Source organism: Microcoleus sp. FACHB-1515, from assembly GCF_014696105.1.
Taxonomy (GTDB): Bacteria; Cyanobacteriota; Cyanobacteriia; order Elainellales; family Elainellaceae; genus JAAUTJ01.
Window position 1 is genome coordinate 240,574 of sequence record NZ_JACJPO010000038.1, and the last position, 25,384, is coordinate 265,957.

Genomic DNA, 25,384 nt, shown 5'->3' on the forward strand with positions numbered 1-25,384 from the left:
ACCCATCACGCGGATTTCTGGACATTGGCGACCTGGCGCTCTGCATCAACTCATCGCCAACATGCGCTGAATCGGCTTGAGTGCGGCTTGCTGAATGGATTCGGGCAGCGTGATTTCCGGCGATCGATCGCGCATTGCCAGATACAGCTTTTCGATCGTGTTTAGGCGCATGTGCGGACATTCGTTGCAGGCGCAGTTGTTGAGCGCAGGCGCGGGAATGAAACGTTTGTGCGGTGCGGCTTTCTGCATTTGGTGAATAATGCCCGGTTCGGTGGCAACGATGAATGTGCCGCGATCGCAAGTCTGCGCGTATTTCAGCAGCGCGGTTGTGGAACCGATGTAGTCCGCATGACGCAGCAGTGCGGCTTCGCATTCGGGATGGGCGATCACAGCAGCGTCGGGATGCTCAGTTCGCAGTTGGATCAGGCTTTTTTCGGAAAAGGTTTCGTGGACGATGCAGCTTCCCTGCCACAGCACCATGTCGCGTCCGGTTTGCTGCATGACATAGCGCCCAAGGTTGCGATCGGGCGCAAAGATAATCGGCTGGTCGGCAGGAATCTGATTGACGATCGACACGGCGTTAGAACTGGTGCAGATGATGTCGCTCATCGCTTTGATTTCTGCTGTGCAATTTATGTAAGAAATCACCAAATGATCGGGATGCGCGGCTTTGAATTGAGCGAATTCCACTGGCGGGCAACTGTCGGCCAGCGAGCATCCAGCGTTGCGATCGGGCAGCAGCACGAGCTTGTCGGGGTTGAGAATTTTTGCCGTTTCTGCCATGAAATGCACTCCGGCAAACACAATCACATCAGCATCCGTACTCGCGGCCTGCTGAGACAAACCAAGCGAATCGCCCAGATAGTCGGCAATATCTTGAATATCCGGGTCTTGATAGTAGTGCGCCAGGACGACCGCATTCAGTTCGCGCTTGAGGTCGGCAATGGCAGCAAATAAATCGGTGGGCAGGCGATCGATCGGGGCACGAGCCGGAGCGGTAATCAGCACGACGGTTAAGTTTGAGTGAAAAGAACTAGGATTCCAAGTTCAAATTATAGTTCTTTTCACCAAAAATGAAACGAGCGATCGAGCAGGAACACTCTGCCCGATTGGATGTTCCACAATCAGAGGGCATCAGGCGCAGGTTTGTCGGAAGTAGGAGAATTCACCTCCGCATCACCCTCAAAATTCTGTTCAGATGACTAGCGGAGTTGCGATCGCCCTTCCAAGTCGATCGAACTTATTGAAGCGGTTGAGCAAACAACGGAAATCAACCTTTTTCCCCTTCTGGAAAGCCAAACTGATTTGGAAGTTCGCATTAAAAATTGCCAAAATTACGGCCATCACCAGGAATTTACAAAAGTCATTCCTGCAATCTCCGATTCTCACAGCGTCACGGGCGGCAGCTTTGGTGGCGGTGGCCGATCTTGGAGCTAAGAACAGCGATCGGCACTTGCCCGAATCACCGACTGCAAATTTCCGCTAAATTCGAGGCGATAGCGGAATGGAGATGAGCCTGTACACTGCATTGGCTGGCGATCGATCCGGCGTGGTGCAAACCAAGAGTCGGCTTCGACCACGAGGCGATACCGTTCCGGGAGCGCTTCGCGATCGCCCCGCAAGTTCAGCGCTGTCACTTGAATCGAATTTGTACGGCCTGAAGTCAGGACGCTGGAGAGAAACGTGGCGGCTGTGACGTTGCCCGTTGCAGGATTGATGCGAGCAAGGACGGCAGCTTTTGCGCCGCCGCCGTTGCCGTAGCTCGTCAGCCATCCACGTGTGGCAAAACGGCGAAAATCCTGGCTAGGTGTACCTTGTGTGCCTGTTGAAGAAAAGACGGCATACAGCACACCCTGTCCGTTCCACACCAGGCCGTAGCCGCGACTGTCATCATTGCTGGTTTCATAAGTGGTTTGACACCAGGTGCGCCGTCCGTTGTCAAAGCGTATCAGGATGGGGTTTTGGTTGTTGGCGTTGACCTGCTGGTAGCCAATGTAGAAGCGGGTTTGTCCGACTGCGACCACTGCGCCACCCTTACGGCGAATTGCGGCTTCGGAATCGCGACAGGAGAAGGTGACGGCCTCGCGGACTGAAGTTTGAACGGCTGTTTGAGCGGTTGCGGATGTGGGCATCAAGCTGGCGCACGCGATCGCAACCGCGATTCCAGCGATCTTTAAGCGATTCAACATTGAAAAAATCTCCTGGGTGCAATTCTTTTTCTCAGTTCGGTAGAACAGCAGCCCTTAGACGTAATCTAGCCGAAGCGATCGCCCTGCTAGTTCAGTAGATGTCCCTAAAATTTTTGTGAAATGCACGGTTCAAACCGCACAACCAGCGTAAATTGCCAATAACGATTTCTTTTGCTGTATGAAAACTTTCGTCTGTTTGCTGAGCGGCTTGCTGCTGATTCCGCTGCCTGCGATCGCCCAAAGCCAAACGCTTCCTCAAATCGTGCCTTCAGCACCCGCGCCGCCACCACTGCTGAACGTGACCCCGGTGAACGCTCGCATTTCGATTCGGATGATCAATGAAACCGGAGCGGCGATCGACTACGAAGTGATTGGTGACACGCAGTATCGAACGCTGGGCGGCAATCAGGCAATTACGCTGCAAAGCCTCGCCACGCCGACCACGCTTACCTTTCGCCGACAAGACGGCGGCTTGCTTCAGGCCAGTCTGCGATCGCTGACGACGGGATTAGAACTCCGCCTCAGCGCCACAACGGATTTTGGTCGCGATCGCACAGCGCTGACGATCGACGAACAGGGTGGCGTGTTTCTTAACTAGCGCAAGCCTAAACTGGCCTGCCGACTAACCAGCAAGCCTTCCTGCTGACGGTCTTCAAGGTAGCGGGCGATCGCAATGGCCGCCTGAAAATATAGCGTGGCCTGAGCGCGATCGCCCTGCTGGACAAAAAATTCGGCCAGCAAGCGAGCGGTGTTAAGCTGCTGCTGCGAATTGGCCTGTGCCAAGTTGAGGCGATCGCGCAAAAGATCGAGCGCGGTTTGCGGTTGTCCGAGTGTGCTGTAGACGGCAATCAGGCCATCGATCGCTCGAAACTGGCTGGCGCGATCGTCGATCGATTCTGACAAATCCAGCGCAATTAAATAGTTTCGCAGAGCGTCCTGCGGCTGATTGGCCGTGCGATACGCATCGCCCAGAACGTTGCGAGCGCGGATGGCAACGGCAGCTTCACGGGTGCGGCGGAGAAAGTCGATCGCCACTTCAAGCTGTTTAATCGCTTCTTCGGTTTGACCCAGTTGCAGCGAAATCGCGCCCAAGTTGCTGAGCGCAAAACCTTGACCCGCCGGATCGCCAATCTGCTGCGCGATTCGGTTTGCCTCCAGGGAAAGAATTTGCGCCGCACCGGGATTTCCCCGCACCAGCAGAATCGCAGCAAGCCGATTGAGCGCAAAGATTTGGCCGAGTTCATCTTCGGTGTCGCGAGCAATCGCCAATCGCCGACGCAGCACATCTTCCGCTTCGAGCGATCGCCCAAGCTGCGTGTAGAGCGTCGCCAAATTTTCGTAAACGCTGCCCAGCGCGGAAGCATCTTGAAGCTGCTCATAGTCCAGCGCGGCCTGCTGCCAAGCGGCGATCGCTTCGTCAAACCGTCCCACTGCGGCTTCTTCGCGACCGTACTGGAAATTTTGATCCGCGATCGATCGCAGCACAACCGAGATTTCATCGGTCTGAGGCTGCCGATTCAACTGCTCGGTCAGCGTTTCCCTCGGTGGTGCAAACTGCTCGGTGAGGCTTTGCGCCTGAGCGGGAACGGCAATTGCGATCGAACTCAGGGCGATCAGCAAACGGTAATTCATGAGACGGAAACAGATTGATCGCTGAGGCTGCGGTTTTCGAGGTAGATGGCGCGAATGTCTTCGGGAAGAGCGGCCTCAAGCTGCTCGTAGCTCGATCGCAACTGCTCGCGCACCTGCTTAGGCGAAATCACTTCGCCTTCTGCCTGCAAGTAAGCGGCAATGCGGGTTTCACTCCAGCGGAAAGTCTGCGCCATCACGACAATTAAGCGCTGGGTCGGCGGCAGTTGGTCAAGCGCCTGCTCAACGTAGCACCACAGGGGCGGCGGAGCGGCTTGCAGCGAATAGTGGATTTCCTCGACAGGCGGCAGCTCAGCGCGATTGATGCAGACAGCGGTAAGGTTGATAATCCAGCTTTGCAGCGTCATTTCGGTTTGCTTGGACGCCTGCCGCAAATCGAGTCCGCCCAGTTCGTGATGAATGTGCCGCCAAGTAATTGCGAACAAATAGTCCGCTTGAACGGGCGATTTGGCGGAGTGGCGAATCAGCGTGTAGACGATCGAACTGTAGCGGCAAAAGATCGCCGTAAAATACTGTCCGGTTTCCGGATGCCGCTGAAACTGCGTCAAAAGCTCTTGATCGCTATAGTGCGCCAGCGAGGAAATCAGCGGATGGCTGCACTCTGGGAAAGTTGGAATTTGCACAGGCGACGATTCCACGCGAAAAGAATAGCTCTCAATATACAGACTGTCGCGCGGACTGCACAGATCTTAAAGAAAAATTTTTGGAGGGGCAATTCGCGAACCGCCCCTAGGTTCAGCAGAAGGTTAAACGTCTACAATTTCGCCATCTTCTGCCACGATCGATTCTTCAGCAGTCGGATTTTGCGGCAGCAGCCAACTGAGCAAAATCGCCGTTAGGCCGCCTGTCGAGGTCGCCGAGGCAAACATGTTTTTGATCAGCGCAGGCTGATTGTTAAATAGTTCGGGGACAAAGACGACGCCCAGACCCAAACCCAGCGAAACTGCAATAATAATCGTGGCGCGGCGATCGAGATTTTCGGTTGCTAGGATTTTAATTCCGGCAACCGCGATCGAGCCAAACATCACCGTTGTCGCGCCGCCTAGAACAGGCTGCGGAATCGATTGAAATGCACCGCCAACGATCGGCAACAGTCCCAACAGTGCCAGAATTCCAGCTACAAAAAATCCAACATAGCGACTGCCTACACCTGTCATTTGAATGACTCCGGTGTTTTGGCTAAATGTGGTAATTGGAAAGGTATTCAGCAACGCAGCCAGCGAAGAATTGAGACCATCGGCTAATACGCCCGCTTTGATTCTGCGAAAGTAAACTGGGCCTGTAATCGGCTCTTTGGACACTACTGAAGTGGCAGTCATATCGCCAACCGATTCGATCGCCGTCAGCGGATAGAGAATCAAAAAGGGAATCAGGGCGGCAAAATCAAAACTCATGCCGTAGCGAAACGGAACGGGCAGGCTGATAATTGGAAGTCGGCTAAAAATACTAAAATCCACTAAGCCCATAAACGCAGAAGCAATGTAGCCCACCAACAAACCGATCGCGATCGCTCCCATACGAATGTACTGATTTTTTGCCAGCGTTAGCACAATCACAATCAGAAAAACGCCGCCGCCGAGCGCAATGTTTTGGGCACTCGCGAACGTGTTGTTCTGCAACGCTGCTGTGCCGCCTGCCATGCTGGTAATGCCCGTTTTCAGCAAGCTTAATCCGATCAGCATCACGAGCGTTCCGGATACGATCGGCGTCACAATTTTGCTGAGCAAATGCAAAAAGCGGCTGAGAATGACATTCGCAAATGCGCCGAAAAAGCAAACGCCAAAAATCAGCGCCAACGCCTGCTCTGGCGTTCTGCCGCCTTGAATTGCCGTGCCGCCCACGCCCAAAATTGCGCCCAAAAACGCAAAACTTGTGCCCTGCAAGCTCAACAAGCCTGATCCAACAGGACCAAAGGTTTTGCACTGAATGAAGGTGCAAATGCCCGAAGCAAGCAGCGACATACTGATAATGAAGCTGGTGTTGGTTGGATCGAGTCCCAGACTGGTGCTGATAATTAGCGGCGGTGTGACGATGCCAACAAATGCAGCGAGCACATGCTGAATCGCCACAAAAATTGATTCTGCGACGGGTGGCTTATCGTACAGTCCATAGATAAGTTCTGAGCCTGTTTTTAGCTCTGGAAATCCTTGCGCTTCGGGTAGATCATGCGCTTGTGATACGTCAATTTTGTTACGCTGCGTCATATTGGGCGATCGCCTCCTCGATAGCTGCGAATAATGAGTTGCAAAAGCTTGTCAAAAATGAATCTTTGCATTGTAAAGGTGAGCAAAGACTCGAAAAGTAACTCAAGCTACACAACAAACTCGGTACTCGTCAGTTTTCCAGAGCGATCGCTTTGGGCAGTACCTAACTAGCAGGTATTAAAATTCTCAACTTTGCTAGCTGTTGACAAAAATAGCAGCCGTGAATGCGGGCAAATCGATCGTTAAACGCTCGCCTTCTAACTTCACTTCATGATTCGATCGCCAAACTTTCCAGACTGTATTTGCAAAGAAGTTTGGACATTGATACCGCTTCAACTCCTGGTTAGAGAAGTTGACGACGATCGCCACCTGCGAACCGCTATCATCCCAGCGACGATAGGCTAAAACGTTGTTATCAACATCTTCGTGAAAGAAGTCAATATTGTCGGTTCGCAAGGCTGGAGTTTGCTTGCGTAGCTCGATGATTTGTTTATAGAACTCGAATAGATCGCGGTTCAATTCTTGCTCTAGCAAATGCCATTTGAGTGGATTTGGATTTGTGACGTTCTCAGCTTTGCGCGTATCTTGTCCAAACTCATCGCCCATCCAAATCATCGGCACACCCACAGCCGTCATTTGCAGGACAACACCTAATTTAGCGCGATCGAATGCTTCTTTTCCGGTGATTTGGCGATCGCTCAGCTCCACCAAGGGATGTTCGCGATCGTGGCTGGCAATGTAGTTAATTACATTCGCCGCCGTTTTGTAGCCTTGCTGCGGCGGATTCATTGATTCTTTCAGTTTGTCAAAATTGACTACGTTGCTAATCGCATCGATCGCGAAAATCCGAAAGCTTTCATGCCAGCAAGCTTCTAGTGGCCCATCTTGTGCTGTCGTGATTGCTGGACTGTCAGGAATATGTTCAGCAATGTTGTAAAACGGTTTTTCACCTGCGGCATTCGTGGCTTCTTGGGCAATCCACTTGAGGAAATTATTGTTCGCAAGCTGCCGCACCGCATCAAAGCGAATACCGTCGAGATGGTAGTTGCTTACCCAAAATCGCACCACATCGCCAACGTATTTCCAGGCGGGTTTAATATCAAGCTGCTCATCATAATTGTCGTAGTTAAATTCTGGCCCCCAATAGTTGTTTGGATCATCCGGATAATGCATTTCGTGATAGAACCAGTAGTCGCGATCGATCTGCACCAGCGGATTATTTTCATCGCTGTGATTATAAATTCCGTCCATCAAGACGCGAATGCCGCGACCGTGACATTCATCCACAAACTGCTTGAATTCCTGTGGCGTTCCATAGCTCGATTCCAAAGCAAAATAATCACGCACCAAATAGCCCCAGCGGTAATCTCCGGCATACTCGGTAACGGGCATCAACTCGATCGCATTCACGCCCAATTCTGCTAAATAATCAAGTCGGTCAGTCGCATGTTGCAGTCGCGTTTTGTGCGTTCCCAAATCTTTGCCGCAAAAGTCCGCCAGATGCATTTCATAGATGATTAAATCTTTGTTGGCAGCAAGTTCGCGATCGTCATATTGCCAGGTGTAGGTATCGCTAAATCGCTTGCCAGATTTCACCAAAACGGTGCCGTTTTGCGTTTCGCGATCGATCGCTGTGACGTAGGGATCGTTGACCTCAACGGTTCGGCCTGCGGGTTCGGTGAGTGACTGGACGCGAAATTTGTAGTGATGAACGCCGTCTTCCAGCTTTATGGTTGTCCGAAAGGTGCCGTCTTCGCCTTTCTGCATCGGAATTTCTTCCCAGTTGGAAAATGAACCGATAAGTTTCACTTCAGACAAACGCGGTGCAAAAAGCTGAAATTCAATTCCGTCCGCCATTAACCCAATCCTTTGCTGTAAATGTTGCTGAAAAACCCTTCAAACAATTTGCTTGAAGGGCTAAAAACAATCTATTCGAGTTCGCCAACGGCTTTATTTACATCCGTTGGTGTTTCAAATTCTTCGTCAGGCAACTGCTCTAAAATCGACTTCATGTCTTTGTCTGCACCGTTCTTTTCTGCGTGATTAATCACGTCTTCTTTGCTTGCAGGATAGTCAAGACCTTTCAAGTGCTTTTGCAGTTCGATCGGGTTCACCTTTGCCATATTTGCCTCTTAAAAACAATTGAATACATTACTGAAACTGAACAGTAGAAATGTAAACGCTAATATGTTTAAGAAGCTTCATTCTCAGGCATTGTTTGCAGTTTGAAGCAGGTCTATCTCGATGCAGATGCTAGAAAAATCAAATTCTGATTTCAGTCGCGATCTCTCTCGATCGACTGAGGCTGGTCAGTTCACCATTTCTTAAAACGAAAAGGTGGATTATTAAACTTTGTTGCGATCGATGCAGAATCTTTCTTTTGAGCTTGGGATGCGGCGGACGGCAACGGTTCTTGCTGTCATCGTCCTGACGTTGACATTGGTAGCGGGCGTGACAGGCGTATTGCTGGCGTTTTACTATGAGCCTGCCGCAGGTCGAGCCTACACCTCGCTGCAAGAAATTGTGAATGATGTGCAAAATGGTCAGCTCATCTTGGGTTTGCACAACTATGCGGGGCATGGGCTAATTGGTGTAGCTTTGATCGAAATCATCTTAATGTTTCTCGGTCGCCGCTTTACAAGAAGCTGGCTGACCACTTGGATTAGCGGCATTTTGCTGACGCTGACGGCGATCGGCCTGGGCTGGACTGCGATGATTTTGGGCTGGGATCAGCTTGGCTACTGGCGATTCCGCATTGAACTGGGCACGATCGAAGCGATTCCGGTCATTGGCGGGACGCTGCGCGACATCCTCGTCGGCGGTGGCAGCGTCAACACGACAACAGTTGAACATCTCTACACCATTCACAGCTACCTGCTGTCGGCAGGCGCAGTGCTGCTGGCGATCGTTCACCTTGCTGCATCGATTCTGGCTGCTCGTCCGGTTGCCCAAGAACAAGCCTCTCCTGTGCAGGAAGACGCACCTGTGCCGACTGGCGTGGGCAGCTAGGAGCGGACTTCTTCAACGGGAGGCAGCAGACTGGCAACCGGAATTTCTTCGATCGCTGGAAGTTTTTCGACGGTCAGTGGCGCTTGGCTGACGCCGCCTGCCAATCTGCGGAGCAGCAGCGGTTTCGGGTCATGCAGCAGATAGATGAGGCGATCGCCCGCCTGCCACTCTTCGATCGGAGGCACAAGCTGTAGGTATCCGTCGCGATCGATTAGCAGGGGCAGGAGTTCGCCCGATCGAATTAAAGCTTCCAAGTGAACCTGCTGAAAGTCAAAGCCAATTTCCCGCAGTACGGTTTCGCCCAGCTTGACGGTGCGATCGCGCAGATATTGATTCCAAATCTTCAGCGGCATCTGTGGCAAAAAGGCGGGCTGAATTTTGCTGGAGGGTGCAGCCTCGGCAGGCATCAAGGCAAAAACGCGAGGCGGTTTGAATTCTTCGGCGGCTCGCTGGGCGAGGACGAGATTGACTTCGGCATTGCTCGTCATGCTTAAAAAAGTGCCGACTGTGGCAAGTCCGGCGGATTCAAGAACTTCGGTGTCGAGGGCAGAGGCGGCGATCGCCTTGAGATTTTCTGCTTCTGCCTCGGCACAAGCTTCCGCATCGGTATCGATCAAGACAACCGAGTCACCCCGCTCTTGAAACAATCGGGCTAACAAGCGACTGAGCGGATTGCAGCCGACGATCACCGCGCCTGTGGCTTCAGACGACGTGATACGCAATAGTTTCGCCACCCATCGCGCTGTCACGCCTTGCAGCAGTACGGTGGAAATGATGGTGAGGAAGACGATCGCCTTGATCGCCGCGCCGCCGCTGATTCCGCGCTCGGTCAGCAAAATCGCGAACAGCGAAGCTACCGAAGCCGCCACAATGCCGCGAGGCGCAACCCAGCACAGGAAAAGTTTTTGTCGCCAGTTGAGGTCGCTATTCCAAGTACAAATCCAGATGTTGAGGGGTCGTACCAGAAACATCAGAACGGCAACCGTCAGCAGTGCGCCGCCGCCCAAAGCGAAGAGGCTGGCGATCGACAAATCTGCTGCCAGCAGCACAAACAGCACCGACACGGCCAAAATCGTCAACTGGCTTTTAAATCTCAGCAATAAGCGCTGTTCCGGCAGCGATGACGCCCGCATCACAATTCCGGCCAGAACGGTTGTCATCAGTCCGGCTTCGCTGCGAATCGACTGCGCCAAGCCAAACAACCCCCAGACGCCTGCCAAAACGACAAGATTTTTCAGCTCTTCTGCTAAAAAACTGGCGCGTTTGAGAAACAAGCTGAGCAGCCAGCCGCCGATCGCCCCGATGCTTGCGCCGATTCCCAGGCGCACCAACAGCCCGCCAATGACAAGCTGAAAATCAGCATCGCCGTTTAGGAGCACATCCAGAACGACAACCGCCAAAATTGCACCGATCGGGTCGATCAAAACGCTTTCGCCTTCTAGCAGCGCGGCGACTTGGCGATCGACCTTCACCTGTTTCAGAAGCGGGCTGATCACGGTGGGGCCAGTGACAACAACGAGTGCAGCATAAAGGAAGGCGATTCCCCAGGGGAATTCACCGAGCCAGTGTGCTGCCACGCCGCCGCCCAACAGCGTGATCAGCGTTCCGATCGTCACTAGATTTCGCAGACTGCCGGACACGCGACCGAGATCGCGCAGTTCCAAATTCAAGCCGCCCTCAAACAAAATGAGGGCAACAGCAAGTCCGACGATGACTTCTAAACCGTCGCCCAGCATTTGCGGATGCAGCAAATTCAAGCCGTCTGAACCTAGCAGAATGCCGAACAGCAGCAGAAAAACAATGCTGGGAATTTTTAGAAAATCCCCAACCACTTGCGCCGCAATGCCGACGAGAACGGTGAAAACGATTTGCAGAGTTAGTTCAAGCGTTGCATCCATCGGCAATCTGCGTCAGGGTGAGCGGAGCGATTTTGTACCGCAAGCGAGAGCGATACCGTTCCGAGAGCGCTAAAGCAATACCGTTCCGGGAGCGCTGAAGCGATCGAGCCTCATTGTACTTCGCTTTTTCAATCCTCTGAAAGCCTCATTCCCTCAGCAGCAGGTAATAAAGCTGTCCGGGTGCGTTGATTAGGCCAGCGCGATCGCCCGCCAATTCGCCGCTGCCCATAAAAATATCGACTCGTCCGGCTCCACGAATTGCGCCGCCTGTGTCTTGATCGAGGACATAGCGGCTGACGGATTCGAGTTGAAGTTGCGTGTTAGGGATCTGGGTTCGGATGAGGGCAAGTGCGCCCGGAGGCATCAGCGATCGATCGGTAGCGATCGATCTTTCTGGCGTGACAGGGACGTTGAGGCTTCCTGTTGCGGGTGCGCCTTGTGTGGAGCGGAAGAAGACGAAGCGATCGTTTCTGGGCAAATACTGGCTTAACTCTTCGGGATGCTGTTGGAAGTAGGCGACCACGTTTTGCAGCGTCAAGCCTTCCGCTGATAGCTTGCCGTCGCGCACGAGTTCTCGCCCGATCCCCGTATAGGGATAGTTGGTGTGTCCGGCATAGCCGACTGTCATGATGCTGTCGTCGGTGAGTTGTAGTCTTGCTGAGCCTTGCACCTGGATTAGGAAGGCGTCGAGGCGATCGCGTAGCCAAACCAGTTCCAATCCGCGCAGTCGCCCTTGCGATCCCTGCAAGCCGTCTACGCCTTCTAGTTGAATGCGTGTCGGATGTGGCTGCGGCCAACTGGCAAGATCCGGCGGTTCGCGATAGATCGGATAGCGAAATTCCGCTGTTGGGGTGCGGCTGGCCGCGAAAACGGGTTCAAAATAGCCTGTGAAATCGACGGTTCCTTGTCCGTCGCGCCCGATCGATTGATGAAACTCGAATTCGCGCTGCACAGCGGCTTGCAGGTCAGCAGGAGAGCGGGTTGTTTGCAGCAGTTGCCGAAAGCGAATCAGGCTGCGCTGGACACGATCGCGAGTGATCCCCGGTATTGCCAACGCTTGATAGTCGGTTTGGGCGTTTGCTGTCCGCAGGTAGGTGAGGGAGTGGTCGATCGATCGCATCAGGGCTGGACGGCTCGATCGATCGATGAGTGATGTGTCTTGCGCGATGGCAGGCGTTGCAGGTTGCAGAACGAGCAGGGCTTGCGATCGAACGGGGATCGCCAGCAGCAGGACGGCAATCAGACCAAGCGTGAACAGCGCGAATCGGTTGAGCATTCCGGTTTTTTAGTAGCGATCGACGCTGCCGGAGAAGATCGGTTCCACGCGAATGCTGATGACGCGGGAGGGGCGCACGACCATGTATTCGCCTTGGATGTTGCGGATGGGGACGCTGATGAATTCGTCGGAGCTGGATTTGGGTACGAGCTGGCCGCTGTACCATTTTTGGAAGTCTTCGATTGTGGGAAAGCGGACTTCTTCGCGGTGGCCGCCTTCCATCATGATGTAGACGGCGATTTCGCTGGGGGTTCTGGGCATGGTTGCCTCCGGTATGGCACTGGAGTCAATATTCCCAGAGGTGGGGAAAAAAATGAAGGGATTGTTTTTTTGGTGATGGATTGCTTTAAGTTGAGGGATCGATCGCCTTTTGACTTGCCTTCGATTTTCCGAACCCTTGGAGGCTAGGGCCACCCCCACACAAACCTCCAACCCCGACCAAAGGCCACCCTCTGGACTCCCAAAGGTCATATCTATGAGTGTCAATGTGGCGCTACGCATCTGCTTACCCGCCGCGACCCTCGTGCGATCTGCTTTCCCAACGGTCATTGCATCCAGCAAACCATCCTCAAAGTTCTCCACCAGTGGGGGATTTAGGGGGCTTTTCCCGATCGCTTCACCTGCAAAATTGCGATCGCCAACCCTCCCGCCACCAATCCCCAAAAGGCTGATCCAATGCCAAAGAGCGTGACGCCGGAAGCTGTGACGAGGAACGTGATCAGGGCGGGTTCGCGTTCTTTTTCGTGGGTGAGTGCGGTGGCGAGGCCGTTGCCGATCGTGCCCAGAAGGGCGAGGCCGGCGATCGCTAATACAAGCTCTTTGGGAAAGGCGGCGAAAACTTCGGTGACGGTTGCGCCAAACAGTCCGACCAGCAGGTAGAAAAGTCCGGCGAAAATGGCGGCGACGTAGCGTTTATTTGGGTCTTCGTGAGCTTCGCGACTAAGGCAGATTGCCGCTGTGATCGCAGCAAGATTGAGGGCGAATGCGCCGAAGGGGGCGAGGGCGATCGTGGCGGCACCCGTCCAGCCAATTAGCGGTGAAATCGGGACGGAGTAGCCGGATGCTCGAATTACCGCAACGCCAGGAACGTTTTGCGAAGCCATCGTGACGACAAATAAGGGGAGGGCAATGCCGATCAGTCCCTGAAAGGAAAATTGCGGCAGCGTCAAAATCGGCTGGGCGAACTGTAAGCGGATATTTTCAAGGTGTAGGAGTCCTTGCAGGGCAGCGATCGCGATCCCCAGTGCCAGCGCGGACACAACGGCATAGCGCGGTAGACGACGGCGCATCACCAAATACACGCAAAACATCGCGAACACCATTACAAACTGCGTTTTCATTGCGGTGAACACATCCAGCCCGAAGCGCAGGAGGACACCTGCCAGCATTCCGGATGCGATCGAAATCGGAATGCGATCGATCGCCCGCTCAAACCAGCCTGTGAAGCCACTGATTGTGATCAGGAGGCCACAGATCAAGAATGCACCGATCGCTTCCGTCAGAGGAATGCCTGCCGCCGCCGTGATCAGCATCGCCGCACCCGGAGTAGACCAAGCCGTCACGACGGGAATGCGATAGCGTAGCGACAGCACGATGCAGGTGAGTCCCATACCCAAGCCGAGCGCAAACATCCAGGAGCCAATTTCGGCAGGAGAAGCACCCAACGCTTGAGCCGCCTGAAAGACGATCACGGCGGAACTCGTGAAGCCGACGAGGACGGTGACGAAGCCTGCGATCGCTGCCGATGCTGAAAAATCTTTGAGGAAAGCCATGTCTTTCGATCGAGCAAATGAAAGTTAGTCTAGGCAGACCGAGCGCGATCGGATTGAACAAAATTGCTGTCTTTTGCCGCTTTTCGTGGGTGAACCGTACCGCAGCTTGCGCCCAATTCGCCCGAATTTTCGATACTCTTGACTAGATACGCGATCGCCTCCGATTCATGACCCAAACCACCAGCTTCCTCAGTCATCTCAATCCTTCTCAGCGGCAAGCGGTCGAGCATTTTTGCGGCCCCCTGCTTGTTGTGGCGGGCGCAGGGTCGGGCAAAACGCGAGCGCTCACCTATCGAATTGCCAATCTCGTTTTGACGCATCGCGTTGATCCCGAAAATATTTTGGCGGTGACGTTTACGAACAAAGCTGCCCGCGAAATGAAAGAGCGGATTGAAAAGCTATTTGCTGATCGAGAAGCTTTTTCCAAACACGGCAAACGGCTGGAAGAATTGCCGATGTTGGAGCAGACGAGATTGCGATCGCAAGTCTATAAATCGATTACAAAAGAATTGTGGATTGGTACGTTCCACGCACTTTGCTCTCGAATTTTGCGCTTTGACATTGAGAAATATCAGGACGCCCAAGGCCGCAAATGGAACCGCAGCTTTTCGATTTTTGACGAATCGGATGCACAAAGTCTGGTGAAAGATATTGTGCAAAATCAGCTTAATTTGGACGATAAAAAGTTTGACCCGCGATCGGTTCGCTATGCCATTAGCAACGCCAAAAACCAAGGCTGGACACCCAGCGATCTAGAGCGCGAGCAGCCTAACTATCGCGGTCGTGTTATCGCCAACGTTTACTCAGAATATCAAGCTGCACTTGCTGCCAATAATGCGCTGGATTTTGATGATTTAATTCTTATTCCCGTTCAGCTATTTCGCCAGAACGAACAGGTTTTAGGCTACTGGCATCGCCGTTTTCGCCATATTTTGGTAGATGAATATCAAGATACCAATCGCACGCAGTACGATCTAATTCGTCTGTTGGTGACGAATGGCGAAGACTCGAAAAACTTTCATGATTGGAATAATCGATCGATCTTTGTCGTTGGCGATGCGGATCAGTCAATCTACTCGTTCAGAATGGCCGACTTCCGCATTCTGATGGATTTTCAAGATGACTTTGGCGACGGCTTGCCTGATGACGATACGCGGACGATGGTGAAGCTGGAGGAGAACTATCGATCGACCGAAAATATTCTGCAAGTTGCCAATCACCTAATTGAAAATAACACCGAACGCATCGATAAGATTCTGCGTCCAACTCGCGACCAAGGCGAATCGGTCTACTGTTATCGTGCTGACGATGAAATTGCTGAAGCCAATTACGTTGTCAGTCAAATTCGTCAGCTTGAACTCACCAATCGCAACCTCAATTGGGGCAGCTTTGCCATTTTATATCGCACCAATGCTCAATCTCGCGCCTTTGAAGAAGTGCTGGTGAGTTATGCAGTTCCTTATACGGTAGTTGGCGGATTGCGCTTTTACGATCGCAAAGAAATCAAAGACGTGCTTGCTTACCTCAGAGCGATCGCCAATCCCTCCGATACGCTCAGCCTGAAGCGAATTATCAATACGCCTCGTCGTGGAATTGGTAAGTCAACGATCGATCGTTTGGAAACTGCCGCTCGTGAACTGAACGTTTCGCTGTGGGAAATTATTTCGGATGAAACTTCGGTACAGTCTTTAGCGGGGCGATCGGCCAAGCCTGTGATAGCCTTTGCTCGTATGATCGCACGACTGCAAGAACAGGTGGAAAATACTTCAGCTTCTCAAATTGTGCAGGAGGTTTTAGAGGATTCGGGCTATCTCAAAGATCTGCGGATGCAAGATACCGATGAAGCTGCCGATCGCATTCAAAACGTGCAGGAACTTTACAATGCTGTTTTGCAGTTTGAAGAGGAAAATGAAGAAACTAATTTGGCATTATTCCTTGCGAATGCTTCACTAGCTTCTGAGCTTGACAACCTGAAAGAATCGAAAGAACAAGTGTCTTTGATGACGCTGCATTCCTCAAAAGGACTGGAATTTCCGGTTGTATTTTTGGTGGGAATGGAACAGGGTTTGTTTCCAAACTTTCGATCGCTTGAAGACCCGATCGCGATCGAAGAAGAACGCCGTCTTGCCTATGTGGGCATCACTCGTGCTCAAGAACGGCTCTTCCTCACATATGCTCGCGAACGTCGTTTGTATGGAAATCGCGAACCTGCTAGCCCGTCTTTGTTCTTAGGTGAACTGCCTAGAGATTTGCTGCTAAGTAATACGGCAACCGCAATTCCAACCCGCTTTACAAAACCGATTCGTGAGATTCGAGAGCAGGCGAAAGACTTGCCAAATACGCATGAAGATGATTGGACGGTGGGCGATCGCATCATTCACAAAGCGTTTGGTGCAGGTCAAGTCACGCATATTTTTGGAGCCGGAAACAAGATTTGCCTGGCGGTCAAGTTCCCTGGCATTGGACAAAAAATTGTTGACCCGAAGCTGACACCGTTGCAGCGAGTTGAGTGAAGCGATTTTATGTCTCGGTCGATCTGCGCCTGTGGCGAAAAATGCCCGTCATGTTGATTCCCGTAATTAATAAGGCGACTAGTCCGACGCCAATCAGCAGCACGTAAACGACCCGCAGGAACGAACCGAGGTAAGCTCCCTGATGAATTCCTAAAAAGATCGCGGCCTGCTGTGGAGACAAGCCAAACCAGTCTTGACCGAGTTCATAAATGATGCCCGTGACGGCAGAAATTGCCAGCGGTAAAAACAAAATTGGCGTGAGCCAACGGTGAATTTTGCGGCCTGTCAGCTTTTGCGAAGTGCCGCGCCGCCAGCGAATCATCGTCAGACCCGTCGCGATCATGGCAATCAGACTCAGGCCAACGATCGCCACATAAAACGGAACCAGCGGATCGCCCAAAAACTCGCCTGTGTGAATTGAAATCACCACTCCAGCGATCGATCTGGGCAAGCCAAACCAGCTTCTCCCGACTCGATAAACAACGCCTGTTAGCGCCGTCGCCAGCAAAGGCAAAAAGACGATCGGCGCGATTTTGCGATGAAACTGCCGAAAATTGCGCTTGGTATCCTGCATTGTTTTTTAAGTTCGAGACGAGGTTAGGGAAGCGAAGTGCCCGCCTGTGCAAGCAACGAGCCTAATTCTGCAAGCTTGGCCGCCAAATCGCCGCTGGCATTTCCCGCCGCGCTCGTCGTTTGTGCGCCCAACTCGCTCAAAATTTCCGCGAGCGCCCGTCGATTACTCGACCCGTTCAACGTCGCTTTCAATTCTTCCAGCAACTTACCAATTTCAGTGCCCTGCAACTGCTGCTGCCAATCGTCAATCATGCCAAACGCCGCATCCGGTGCAAGCGAGGTAACGCCATTTTTCAGAGTGGCGATCGTTGTATCTAGATCAATATTTTCCATCAAAATCAAATGCCGCAACGTCAATCAACCTATTGCTCCAGACTACTGCGCTTTTCCAAGTTCAGGTATTAATTTTGGAGGTGTGTGTGGGGCAACGCCCCTAGCCTCCACTGGCTCGGAAAATCGAAAGGAGTTCAAAGAACAATCAATTCCTTACAGAACCACAATCCAATTTCAAAATCACGTGCAGAAAGTTCCTTTTTCTGCTAAAAATACTGGTTAATGACGCCCAAGCTAGTATATTTGTATTAAAGCGTCCCACTGCCCCGCTCCCAGAGGCTTTTGTGTACGTCAAGCGCGTCGAACTCTCCCACTTCAAATCCTTCGGCGGCACGACCCAAGTTCCCTTGCTGCCCGGATTCACCGTGATTTCCGGCCCCAACGGTTCCGGCAAATCCAACATTCTTGACGCGCTCCTATTCGCCCTCGGCCTGTCAAGCTCTAAGGGAATGCGAGCCGATCGCCTCCCCGATCTGGTCAACCAAAACCAATCCAGTCGAGGCCGCACCGTCGAAGCCAGCGTCACCGTCACCTTCTCCCTCGACGAAGATTTTCTGGAGGCAGATGAGGAAGAAGCAATCGAAAACGGCAATGGAAACGGCAACGGCAACGGCAACGGACACTCGATCGCCGATCCCCAACTCCTTGAATGGAGTGTCACCCGCAAACTGCGCGTCACCCAGCAGGGAACCTACACCTCCAACTACTACATCAACGGCGAACCCTGCACCCTTACCGACCTGCACGAGCAGCTTCACCGCCTCCACATCTACCCGGAAGGCTACAACGTCGTGCTGCAAGGCGATGTCACCAGCATCATCTCGATGAATCCGCGAGAACGGCGCGAAATTATTGACGAACTAGCAGGCGTTGGCGCATTCGATCGCAAAATCAATCAGGCCAAAGACAAGCTCGATGCCGTCAAAGAACACGAAGAAAAATTCCGCATCGTCGAAAAAGAACTGATCGTGCAGCGCGATCGCCTCGCCCAAGACCGCCTCAAAGCCGAAAAATATCAGCGCTTGCGTCAAGAACTCCAAGACAAATCGCAGTGGGAAAGCGTTCTGATTTGGCGGATGCAGCAGCAGCAGCGCGATCGCATCACAACGGGCATCAACCAAGACCTGTCCGCCATCACGCAAATCAACCAGGAACTCGACACGCTCAACTTACAGATTGCTCAATCGACCACGACTCTTGACGAACTGAATCGGCGCGTCAAAGCTTTGGGTGAAGAAGAACAGTTAGCCCTGCAATCCACGCTGGCAACCAGAGAAGCCGAACTGCGATCGCTCCAGCGCCAAGCCCAAGACCTCGACTGGACAGCGCAAGAGACGACGACGCAAATCGATCGCACTCAGCGCGAACTGCACGAACATCAGCAGCAAATCAATCAGTTCGCCTCAACCCGCCAGCAAGCACAACTCGAACTCGGCGCACGTCAGGCCGAATGCAAAGCCGCGCAGGAACAACTCGATCGCCGCCGTGCCGATGCCGATGCGATCGCGTCTGCCTCCGATGAATCGGTGCAAGAACAAGCCGCCGTCCGCAAGCAAATCGAATCGCTCCTGAAGTCGATCGAACCTCAGCGGACAGAGCAAGCCCGACTTCAAGAGCGATCGAGCCAGCTTCAGCAAAATATCCAGACGCAATCGGCCAGCTTAACCGAAGTGGTGCAGGCGTTGGCGGAAAAGCAGGCGGAAGGCGATCGCGTGAATGCAGGAGAGGCGATCGCGCAAGTCCAAACGCTTGCCGCCAGCCTCGCCCAAGCCGAACAGGAATTGCAGATTCAGCAGGAAACCCAAACCCGACTCCTACAAGAACAGCGCGACAAACAGCGCCAGCTTGACAAGCTCGAAGCCCAGCGGCAAGCGATGCAGGAAGCTCAAGGTACAGGCGCAACTCAAGTCTTGATCGATGCCGGAATTCCGGGAATTTGCGGACTCGTCGCCCAATTGGGTCGCGTCGATTCACAGTATCAGCTTGCTCTCGAAATTGCAGCAGGTGGACGATTAGGCTTTCTGGTTGTCGAGGATGACGGGATCGCGGCGGCAGCGATCGAACTGCTCAAACGCAAACGCGCCGGACGCGCCACCTTCCTGCCGCTCAACAAAATCCGCGCCCCGCAGTTCAACCCTGTCTCCAAGTGGAACCGCCCGCAAGGATTCATCGACTACGCCGCCAATTTAATCGACTGCGACGATCGCTACCGCGACATTTTCGCCTACGTCTTCGGCAACACGGTCGTCTTTGCCAACATGGAAGCCGCCCGCCGCCAGATGGGACAATACCGCATCGTGACGATGGACGGTGAACTGTTGGAGACCAGTGGCGCAATGACCGGAGGTAGCGTATCGGGGCGATCGGGATCGCTGAGATTTGGTACGGTCGCGCCTGCGGAATCGGCTGAGGCCATGCAGCTAAGAGATCGATTACAGGAGATCGATCGCATCTTGGGACGCTGTGAAGGCGCGATTGCCAAAGCCAGCGTTGCGGTTAAAACTCACTCGCAAGCCCTCAACGAAACTCGTCAGCAGCAGCGCGAAATTCAGCTTCGCAGCGAACAAATTCAGCAGCAAATCCGCCAGCTTGTCACACAAGAAGCGCAGTTGCGAACTCAACTCGGTCAGCAAAATCAAGAACTCGCGACGGCACAAGATCGACTCAATGAGCTAAATCGATCGCTCCCCAACCTCGAAACCGACCTTCAGCAGCAGCGACAAATTCTCGCAGAACTCGAACAGTCTCAAGCGCACAGCGAATGGCAGCAGATTCAGGCGAACCTGCGGCGATTGGAAGGGGAACTGAGCGATCGCCAACTTGCCCTCCGCAACGTCGAATCGTGTCTGCAAGATCTGGATCTTCAGCAGCAGCGCATCGGGGAGAAGATTCAGACGGCTCAGCAGAAAGTGCAGGAATTGCGATCGCAGCAAACCCATCAGCACAACCAGCAAGCCGCCTTCGCGCAGCAACAGTCCGAGATCAGCGCTCAGATTGCTCAGGTGAAAACGCAGATTGCCAACCTTGAGCAAACGTTGGCGGCAGAGAAACAAGAGCGCGATCGAGCCGAACGGCAGTTGCGCGATCAGCAAACCCAGCAGCAACAGCAGCAATGGCAGCGGCAAAAACTCCAGGAAAGTTTGCAAGCTCGTCGCGAACAGCTAGCAGAACTTGAAGAACAACTGGCACAAAAGCAAGCGGAACTGCCCGATCCCCTGCCCGATGTGCCGCCGGATTTGGGATTGGAGCAGCTACAGCAAGAATTGCGATCGCTGCAAAAGCGGCTTCAGGCGATGGAGCCTGTAAATATGCTCGCCCTTGAGGAGTACGATCGCACTCAAGCTCGACTGGACGAACTCAGCCAAAAGCTCGGCACATTGGAAGAAGAACGCACCGAACTTTTGCTGCGAATCGAAAACTTTACAACTTTGCGGCAAATTGCCTTCAAAGAAGCGTTTGATGCCGTCAACGAAAACTTTCAGGCGATCTTTGCTGAACTGTCAGACGGCGATGGACACTTGCAGCTTGATGATCCTCAAGATCCATTTGCCAGCGGCCTAAACCTCGTCGCCCATCCGAAGGGTAAGCCTGTTCGCCGCCTCGCTTCGATGTCGGGGGGCGAAAAATCTTTGACCGCCCTGAGCTTCATCTTTGCGCTCCAGCGCTATCGCCCCTCGCCCTTCTACGCCTTCGATGAAGTCGATATGTTCCTGGACGGGGCAAACGTCGAGCGATTGGCTAAAATGATCAGACACCAAGCGCAGCAGGCACAGTTCATCGTCGTCAGTCTGCGTCGTCCGATGATCGAATCTGCCGATCGCACGATCGGCGTCACGCAAGCTCGCGGCGCATACACCCAGGTTTTGGGAATCAATCTGCGCTCGCCAGCGTCAGTATGAATTCATGAATATCTATTAATATTGGTATCGATGGGGTATCAATATTGTAAAGATCGGATACCTCAGCCCGCTTCGAGATTAGGACTCGAAAATGACATCTGAACAACTTCGTCAACGCTCGGAATTTTTGGGAACCCAGGTCATCACCCGCACAGGGGGCAGACGGCTGGGTGTGATTAGTCAGCTTTGGGTGGATATCGATCGCCGCGAAGTCGTCGCCCTGGGTCTGCGCGAAAGTATGCTCTCTGGCGTTCTCTCCAACACGCAGCAAATGATGTTGCTCAGCAGCATCCGGCAGATTGGCGATGTAGTTCTCGTCGATGACAGTGAGGCGATCGAAGAAGATCTCGATGTTGAAGCCTACAGCACCCTAATCAACTGCGAAGTGATCACCGAAACGGGCGAACTGTTAGGCAAAGTCCGAGGCTTCCGCTTCAACGCCAACAACGGCAAACTCGTTTCGCTCGTCATCGCCTCGCTCGGCATTCCCTTGATCCCCGATCAGGTCGTCAGCACCTATGAGCTTTCGATCGATGAAGTCGTCAGCAGCGGCCCCGATCGCCTGATTGTCTTTGAAGGGTCAGAAGAAAAACTTCAGCAGCTTACAGTCGGCCTGCTCGAACGTCTGGGCATCGGTCGGCCACCTTGGGATCGCGACGGCGAAGACGACTACTATGTCATGCCCGCCTCGCCCGCCAACCAGCTTGGCACAGGTCAGCGCGTTGAGCCGAAGCCGTTCCAAGCGGTTGCGCCTGTGCGAGAGCGCGAACTGGAAACTTGGGACGACGACACCTACGAAGACGAACGCCGCCCGATCCGTGAACCGCTGCGCCAGCGGATGCCAGAGCCGGAGCCAGCCTACTATGACGATCGCGAAGAAGAAAACTGGGGCGAAGCTGAAGCTGACTATCAGTACATGCAGGCTCCTTTGACGACACCGGAAGACGACGTGGAAGAAGTTCCCTATGTGGAATATCAGCAGGCCGAGGTCGAACCGGAAGCGAGCAACGACGATCCTTGGCAAGATGACGAAAACCCGAAGCCCTATCAAGCTCCGGAAATCAATCTGCCTGAACGCAAAAAAGTAGTCGAATACGAAGAAGAAACCGACTACTAAATTGGATTTCTAGCGGGCGATGTTCGATCGAACATCGCCCATTTTGCTGTGGAGATATTTATCAGAATTTCTTGATTTTTCTCAGGCCGTTCTCGTGACACAATCGAGAGATAATTTCTGATAGACAGAATGTATCTTGTGCTACTTAATCTAGAGCGGCAGCGGTGCTAGAAACATTCATGCGACAAATCAGCAGAATTGATGATGGTAAGGAGTGAGGACAGTTTATGAAAAAGGTTGAAGCAATTATTCGTCCCTTTAAGCTCGATGAAGTCAAAATCGCTCTTGTCAATGCGGGCATCGTGGGCATGACCGTTTCAGAAGTGCGTGGTTTTGGCCGTCAAAAAGGGCAGACCGAGCGCTATCGCGGCTCAGAATTCACAGTTGAATTTCTGCAAAAGCTCAAGGTGGAAATCGTGGTCGAAGATGACCAGGTGGATATGGTGGTTGACAAAATTGTGGTGGCTGCCCGCACCGGCGAAATTGGCGACGGCAAAATCTTCATCTCGCCCGTTGAGCAGATTATCCGCATCCGCACAGGCGAGAAGAATCTCGAAGCGATCTAACGCTGAATGTAAATTCCGCAAACCGCTTGCCTGGGGCACACAACTGTGTGCCCTTTTTGCTTTTTGGCTTTAACTGCGTCCAATTTCTTCGTGCAGCGATCGCAACTGCGGCAGCAAGACAGCAAAAGCTAATCCACGATGGCTGACTTGATGCTTGAGGTCGGGCGGCATTTCGGCAAAGGTCATCTGATACTCTGGCACATAAAGAATCGGGTCATATCCGAAACCGCCACTGCCGCGAGGAGCCGTCAGCACTTCACCTTCACACACCCCCTCCGCCTGAAGCACGATCGCCCCAGTCGGATCGGCCACTGCCAGCGCACAGATAAACTTGGCGTGGCGGTTGGTCTCGTTTTCCATTTCGCGCAGAACACGCTCGATCGCTTCTTTTGGCGTCGGCGCATAGCGAGCCGAATACAGTCCAGGTGCGCCATTCAAGGCTTCAACCGCCATTCCTGAATCATCTGCGATCGACCACTGCCCCGTTGCTGCTGCCACCTGACTGGCTTTAAGCTGCGCGTTTGCCATAAAGGTCGTCCCGGTTTCTTCAACCTCGATCGAGTCCGGCTTCAGCACAGGTTCCCAGTGGGTATCAATCAGGTAGGCTTGCATTTCGCGTACCTTGTTGGGGTTGCCAGTGGCGACGACAAGGGTAGTCATGGGAGTATCAGGTGTCAGGTGTTGAACGTCGGCAAACCGCCAGCGAAAAGCAGGCTGAACCGCAATTCAACGCTACATCCACAACGGCAATCCTGCAAATCCACTTCATCCAACACCTGATCCCTGTTGCCCTAAATCGCGTTCGCCCAAGCTTCTGCCCAAGCGAGATTTTGCTGCACCTGCTCGATCGAAGGCGCTTCGCTGTACAGGCGCAAAACAGGTTCCGTTCCGCTAAAGCGAATCAGCAGCCAGCTAGCGTTTGCCAGTTGAAATTTGAAGCCGTCGATCGCGTTTACGTCCGTCACGGCTGCGCCTGCAACTTCCGCTGGCGGATTGGTTTGAAGCTGTGCGATCAGGCGCGATCGCACGTCCATGCTGGCAAGCGGTAAGTCGATGCGGTCATACGCTGAGAAAAATCCGGTTTGTTCCTGAAGCTGACGGTAGCGATCGGACAAATCTTGGCCGGACTGCACGATCGCCTCCAGCACATACAGGGCAGACAGCAGCGCATCGCGTTCGGGAATATGGTTGCCGTAGCCGATGCCGCCAGATTCTTCGCCGCCAATTAGGACGGAAGCGCTCAACATTCGATCGGCAATGTATTTGTAGCCGATCGGCGTTTCGTAAACAGAGCGATCGTGCAGCTTGGCAACAGCCGGAATCAAATTCGAGCCGCTAATCGTTTTGATCACTTCGCCCTGCATTCGAGCCGCCAAGTGGTCGATCAAAATCGGAATCAAAATTTGCGAACTGAGAAAATTTCCGGCTCCATCCACTGCCGCAATGCGATCGCTGTCACCATCAAACACAAGTCCGACTTTTAGGCCGTTTGTCGTGTGCGATCGAATCTCCTCACAGAGTTCGCCCAAATAGCGCGGCAAGGGTTCGGGTGCGCCGCCGCCAAACAGCGGGTCGGCATTGCTGTGCAGTTCGCGAATCGGAACGCCCAACAACTGTTCGAGTCCTGTCGCGGCTGCACCGTGCATTACGTCTGCAAAAACGGTGAGCTTGCCCGCTGCGATCGCCTCGCGCAGTCGATCGATTTCCACCTTGCTGCGGAGTTCTTGGCAATAGCTCGTCCAGGGATTGAACGTGCCGATCGTTCCGGCCTCGCCGCTGATTTGTTCGCCGGACTTCAGCATCGCCTCAATCCGTTCGGTGACAGCAGGCGAAACCGAACCGCCAAAGCTCCCTTTCACTTTTAGCCCAGAATAAATACCGGGATTGTGGCTCGCGGTAATCACGATCGCTCCTAGCGCCCCTTGCGCTTTGGCCGCCCAGCTAAACGCCGGAGTCGGCGCATAGCCTTCTGAGAGCAGCACATCAAAGCCTGCCGATCGCACCGCCTCGGCAGCGGCTTGAGCAAATTCTGGCGACAAAAAGCGGCGATCGTATCCGACGATGATTAGGCCGTTTTCGACGCCAGCTTGTTCGGCCAAGGCTTGTGCTGCAAGTGGCGCAACTTGGCGGACGCGATCGAACGTAAAGTCAGCGGCGATGATGCCGCGCCAGCCGTCGGTGCCAAAGGCGATCGGTTTGGTGGCGAGCAGCGCAGGAGAAAGAGGAACTGCCATAGGGTGTTGAATTTTAGGTGTTGGGTATCAGGTGTTGGACATCGGGTGGCGGCAACAGCTTGGGCGATCGCATCAGATCGACTGCTTGAGCAAATTCGGGCGATCTGCGCTGTTCTGCCGATTCCGATTTCGACGCCCCTTCAGGCATAGC

At 53.3% G+C, this 25,384-nt stretch carries 23 protein-coding genes; 6 read left to right on the forward strand and 17 right to left on the reverse strand.

The window, feature by feature from the left end; all coding sequences use genetic code 11:
- Positions 1–45: 45 nt before the first annotated feature.
- Together nadA and H6F67_RS13680 are read right to left on the reverse strand one after the other, a co-directional pair.
- Positions 46–1,008 carry a quinolinate synthase NadA gene (gene nadA, locus H6F67_RS13675; RefSeq protein WP_190767150.1) on the reverse strand — a complete coding sequence of 321 codons (963 nt, stop codon included), beginning with the start codon at positions 1,006–1,008 and terminating at the stop codon, positions 46–48.
- A 425-nt stretch (positions 1,009–1,433) separates the two neighbouring features.
- A complete protein-coding gene (locus H6F67_RS13680) occupies positions 1,434–2,189 on the reverse strand; it encodes a hypothetical protein (protein ID WP_190767151.1) in 756 nt (251 codons plus the stop codon).
- 178 nt (positions 2,190–2,367) lie between these two features.
- On the opposite strand from H6F67_RS13680, the gene H6F67_RS13685 reads away from it, so the two are divergent.
- The gene (locus tag H6F67_RS13685) at positions 2,368–2,787 is read left to right on the forward strand and encodes a hypothetical protein (RefSeq protein ID WP_190767152.1); all 420 of its coding nucleotides are present in this window, start codon (positions 2,368–2,370) and stop codon (positions 2,785–2,787) included.
- Here the strand turns inward: H6F67_RS13685 and H6F67_RS13690 are convergent.
- The 5 genes from H6F67_RS13690 to H6F67_RS13710 form a co-directional block, all read right to left on the reverse strand.
- The gene (locus tag H6F67_RS13690) at positions 2,784–3,821 is read right to left on the reverse strand and encodes a tetratricopeptide repeat protein (protein WP_190767153.1); all 1,038 of its coding nucleotides are present in this window, start codon (positions 3,819–3,821) and stop codon (positions 2,784–2,786) included. The genes H6F67_RS13685 and H6F67_RS13690 overlap by 4 nt on opposite strands.
- Positions 3,818–4,462, reverse strand: a complete 645-nt coding sequence (locus H6F67_RS13695) for an RNA polymerase sigma factor (RefSeq protein ID WP_190767154.1) — start codon at positions 4,460–4,462, stop codon at positions 3,818–3,820. The genes H6F67_RS13690 and H6F67_RS13695 overlap by 4 nt, the downstream gene beginning before the upstream one ends.
- Before the next feature lie 123 nt (positions 4,463–4,585).
- The gene (locus H6F67_RS13700; RefSeq protein WP_190767155.1) at positions 4,586–6,043 is read right to left on the reverse strand and encodes a uracil-xanthine permease family protein; all 1,458 of its coding nucleotides are present in this window, start codon (positions 6,041–6,043) and stop codon (positions 4,586–4,588) included.
- 195 nt (positions 6,044–6,238) lie between these two features.
- Positions 6,239–7,900, reverse strand: coding sequence for an alpha-amylase family glycosyl hydrolase (locus H6F67_RS13705; protein ID WP_190767156.1), 1,662 nt, complete (start codon positions 7,898–7,900; stop codon positions 6,239–6,241).
- 71 nt (positions 7,901–7,971) lie between these two features.
- The gene (locus tag H6F67_RS13710) at positions 7,972–8,166 is read right to left on the reverse strand and encodes a DUF2795 domain-containing protein (RefSeq protein WP_190767157.1); all 195 of its coding nucleotides are present in this window, start codon (positions 8,164–8,166) and stop codon (positions 7,972–7,974) included.
- A 241-nt stretch (positions 8,167–8,407) separates the two neighbouring features.
- Here H6F67_RS13710 and H6F67_RS13715 point away from each other — a divergent pair, with 241 nt between their 5' ends.
- Positions 8,408–9,052, forward strand: a complete 645-nt coding sequence (locus H6F67_RS13715) for a cytochrome b N-terminal domain-containing protein (protein WP_190767158.1) — start codon at positions 8,408–8,410, stop codon at positions 9,050–9,052.
- Here the strand turns inward: H6F67_RS13715 and H6F67_RS13720 are convergent.
- The 5 genes from H6F67_RS13720 to H6F67_RS13740 form a co-directional block, all read right to left on the reverse strand.
- Positions 9,049–10,950 (reverse strand): sodium:proton antiporter, encoded by a 1,902-nt coding sequence (locus H6F67_RS13720; RefSeq protein WP_190767159.1) that lies wholly within the window; start codon positions 10,948–10,950, stop codon positions 9,049–9,051. The two genes, H6F67_RS13715 and H6F67_RS13720, sit on opposite strands and share 4 nt — an antisense overlap.
- Before the next feature lie 145 nt (positions 10,951–11,095).
- On the reverse strand, positions 11,096–12,226 hold the full coding sequence (locus H6F67_RS13725; RefSeq protein ID WP_190767160.1) for a murein transglycosylase A: 1,131 nt from the start codon (positions 12,224–12,226) through the stop codon (positions 11,096–11,098).
- Between the two features lie 9 nt (positions 12,227–12,235).
- A complete protein-coding gene (locus H6F67_RS13730) occupies positions 12,236–12,487 on the reverse strand; it encodes a hypothetical protein (RefSeq protein WP_190767161.1) in 252 nt (83 codons plus the stop codon).
- 332 nt (positions 12,488–12,819) lie between these two features.
- Entirely contained in the window at positions 12,820–13,998 is a 1,179-nt protein-coding gene (locus tag H6F67_RS13735) for a benzoate/H(+) symporter BenE family transporter (protein ID WP_190767162.1), read from the reverse strand.
- A gap of 29 nt (positions 13,999–14,027) precedes the next feature.
- Complete coding sequence (locus H6F67_RS13740; protein ID WP_190767163.1) at positions 14,028–14,195, reverse strand: hypothetical protein; 168 nt, start codon at positions 14,193–14,195, stop codon at positions 14,028–14,030.
- Between H6F67_RS13740 and pcrA the strand changes: the two genes are divergently transcribed.
- Positions 14,166–16,511 carry a DNA helicase PcrA gene (gene pcrA / locus H6F67_RS13745; protein WP_190767164.1) on the forward strand — a complete coding sequence of 782 codons (2,346 nt, stop codon included), beginning with the start codon at positions 14,166–14,168 and terminating at the stop codon, positions 16,509–16,511. The genes H6F67_RS13740 and pcrA overlap by 30 nt on opposite strands.
- A 7-nt stretch (positions 16,512–16,518) precedes the next feature.
- Here the strand turns inward: pcrA and H6F67_RS13750 are convergent, their stop codons facing one another.
- Both H6F67_RS13750 and H6F67_RS13755 read right to left on the reverse strand, forming a co-directional pair.
- Positions 16,519–17,085: a PepSY domain-containing protein gene (locus H6F67_RS13750; RefSeq protein ID WP_190767165.1), complete on the reverse strand. Its 567-nt coding sequence runs from the start codon at positions 17,083–17,085 to the stop codon at positions 16,519–16,521.
- Between the two features lie 23 nt (positions 17,086–17,108).
- The gene (locus tag H6F67_RS13755) at positions 17,109–17,441 is read right to left on the reverse strand and encodes a hypothetical protein (protein WP_199304400.1); all 333 of its coding nucleotides are present in this window, start codon (positions 17,439–17,441) and stop codon (positions 17,109–17,111) included.
- A gap of 260 nt (positions 17,442–17,701) precedes the next feature.
- Here H6F67_RS13755 and smc point away from each other — a divergent pair, with 260 nt between their 5' ends.
- The 3 genes from smc (at position 17,702) to H6F67_RS13770 (ending at position 22,999) form a co-directional block, all read left to right on the forward strand.
- On the forward strand, positions 17,702–21,316 hold the full coding sequence (smc, locus tag H6F67_RS13760) for a chromosome segregation protein SMC (RefSeq protein WP_190767166.1): 3,615 nt from the start codon (positions 17,702–17,704) through the stop codon (positions 21,314–21,316).
- 91 nt (positions 21,317–21,407) lie between these two features.
- Complete coding sequence (locus tag H6F67_RS13765) at positions 21,408–22,433, forward strand: PRC-barrel domain-containing protein (RefSeq protein ID WP_190767167.1); 1,026 nt, start codon at positions 21,408–21,410, stop codon at positions 22,431–22,433.
- Between the two features lie 227 nt (positions 22,434–22,660).
- Positions 22,661–22,999, forward strand: coding sequence for a P-II family nitrogen regulator (locus tag H6F67_RS13770; protein ID WP_190767168.1), 339 nt, complete (start codon positions 22,661–22,663; stop codon positions 22,997–22,999).
- A gap of 69 nt (positions 23,000–23,068) precedes the next feature.
- On the opposite strand, the gene rdgB is transcribed toward H6F67_RS13770, so the two are convergent.
- From rdgB to H6F67_RS28125, 3 genes are all read right to left on the reverse strand, one after another.
- Complete coding sequence (gene rdgB, locus H6F67_RS13775) at positions 23,069–23,659, reverse strand: RdgB/HAM1 family non-canonical purine NTP pyrophosphatase (RefSeq protein WP_190767169.1); 591 nt, start codon at positions 23,657–23,659, stop codon at positions 23,069–23,071.
- Positions 23,660–23,790: 131 nt separating this feature from the next.
- Positions 23,791–25,233, reverse strand: coding sequence for a phosphoglucomutase/phosphomannomutase family protein (locus tag H6F67_RS13780; RefSeq protein WP_190767170.1), 1,443 nt, complete (start codon positions 25,231–25,233; stop codon positions 23,791–23,793).
- Positions 25,234–25,246: 13 nt separating this feature from the next.
- Positions 25,247–25,381 (reverse strand): hypothetical protein, encoded by a 135-nt coding sequence (locus tag H6F67_RS28125; RefSeq protein WP_277874589.1) that lies wholly within the window; start codon positions 25,379–25,381, stop codon positions 25,247–25,249.
- Between the last annotated feature and the right edge of the window lie 3 nt (positions 25,382–25,384).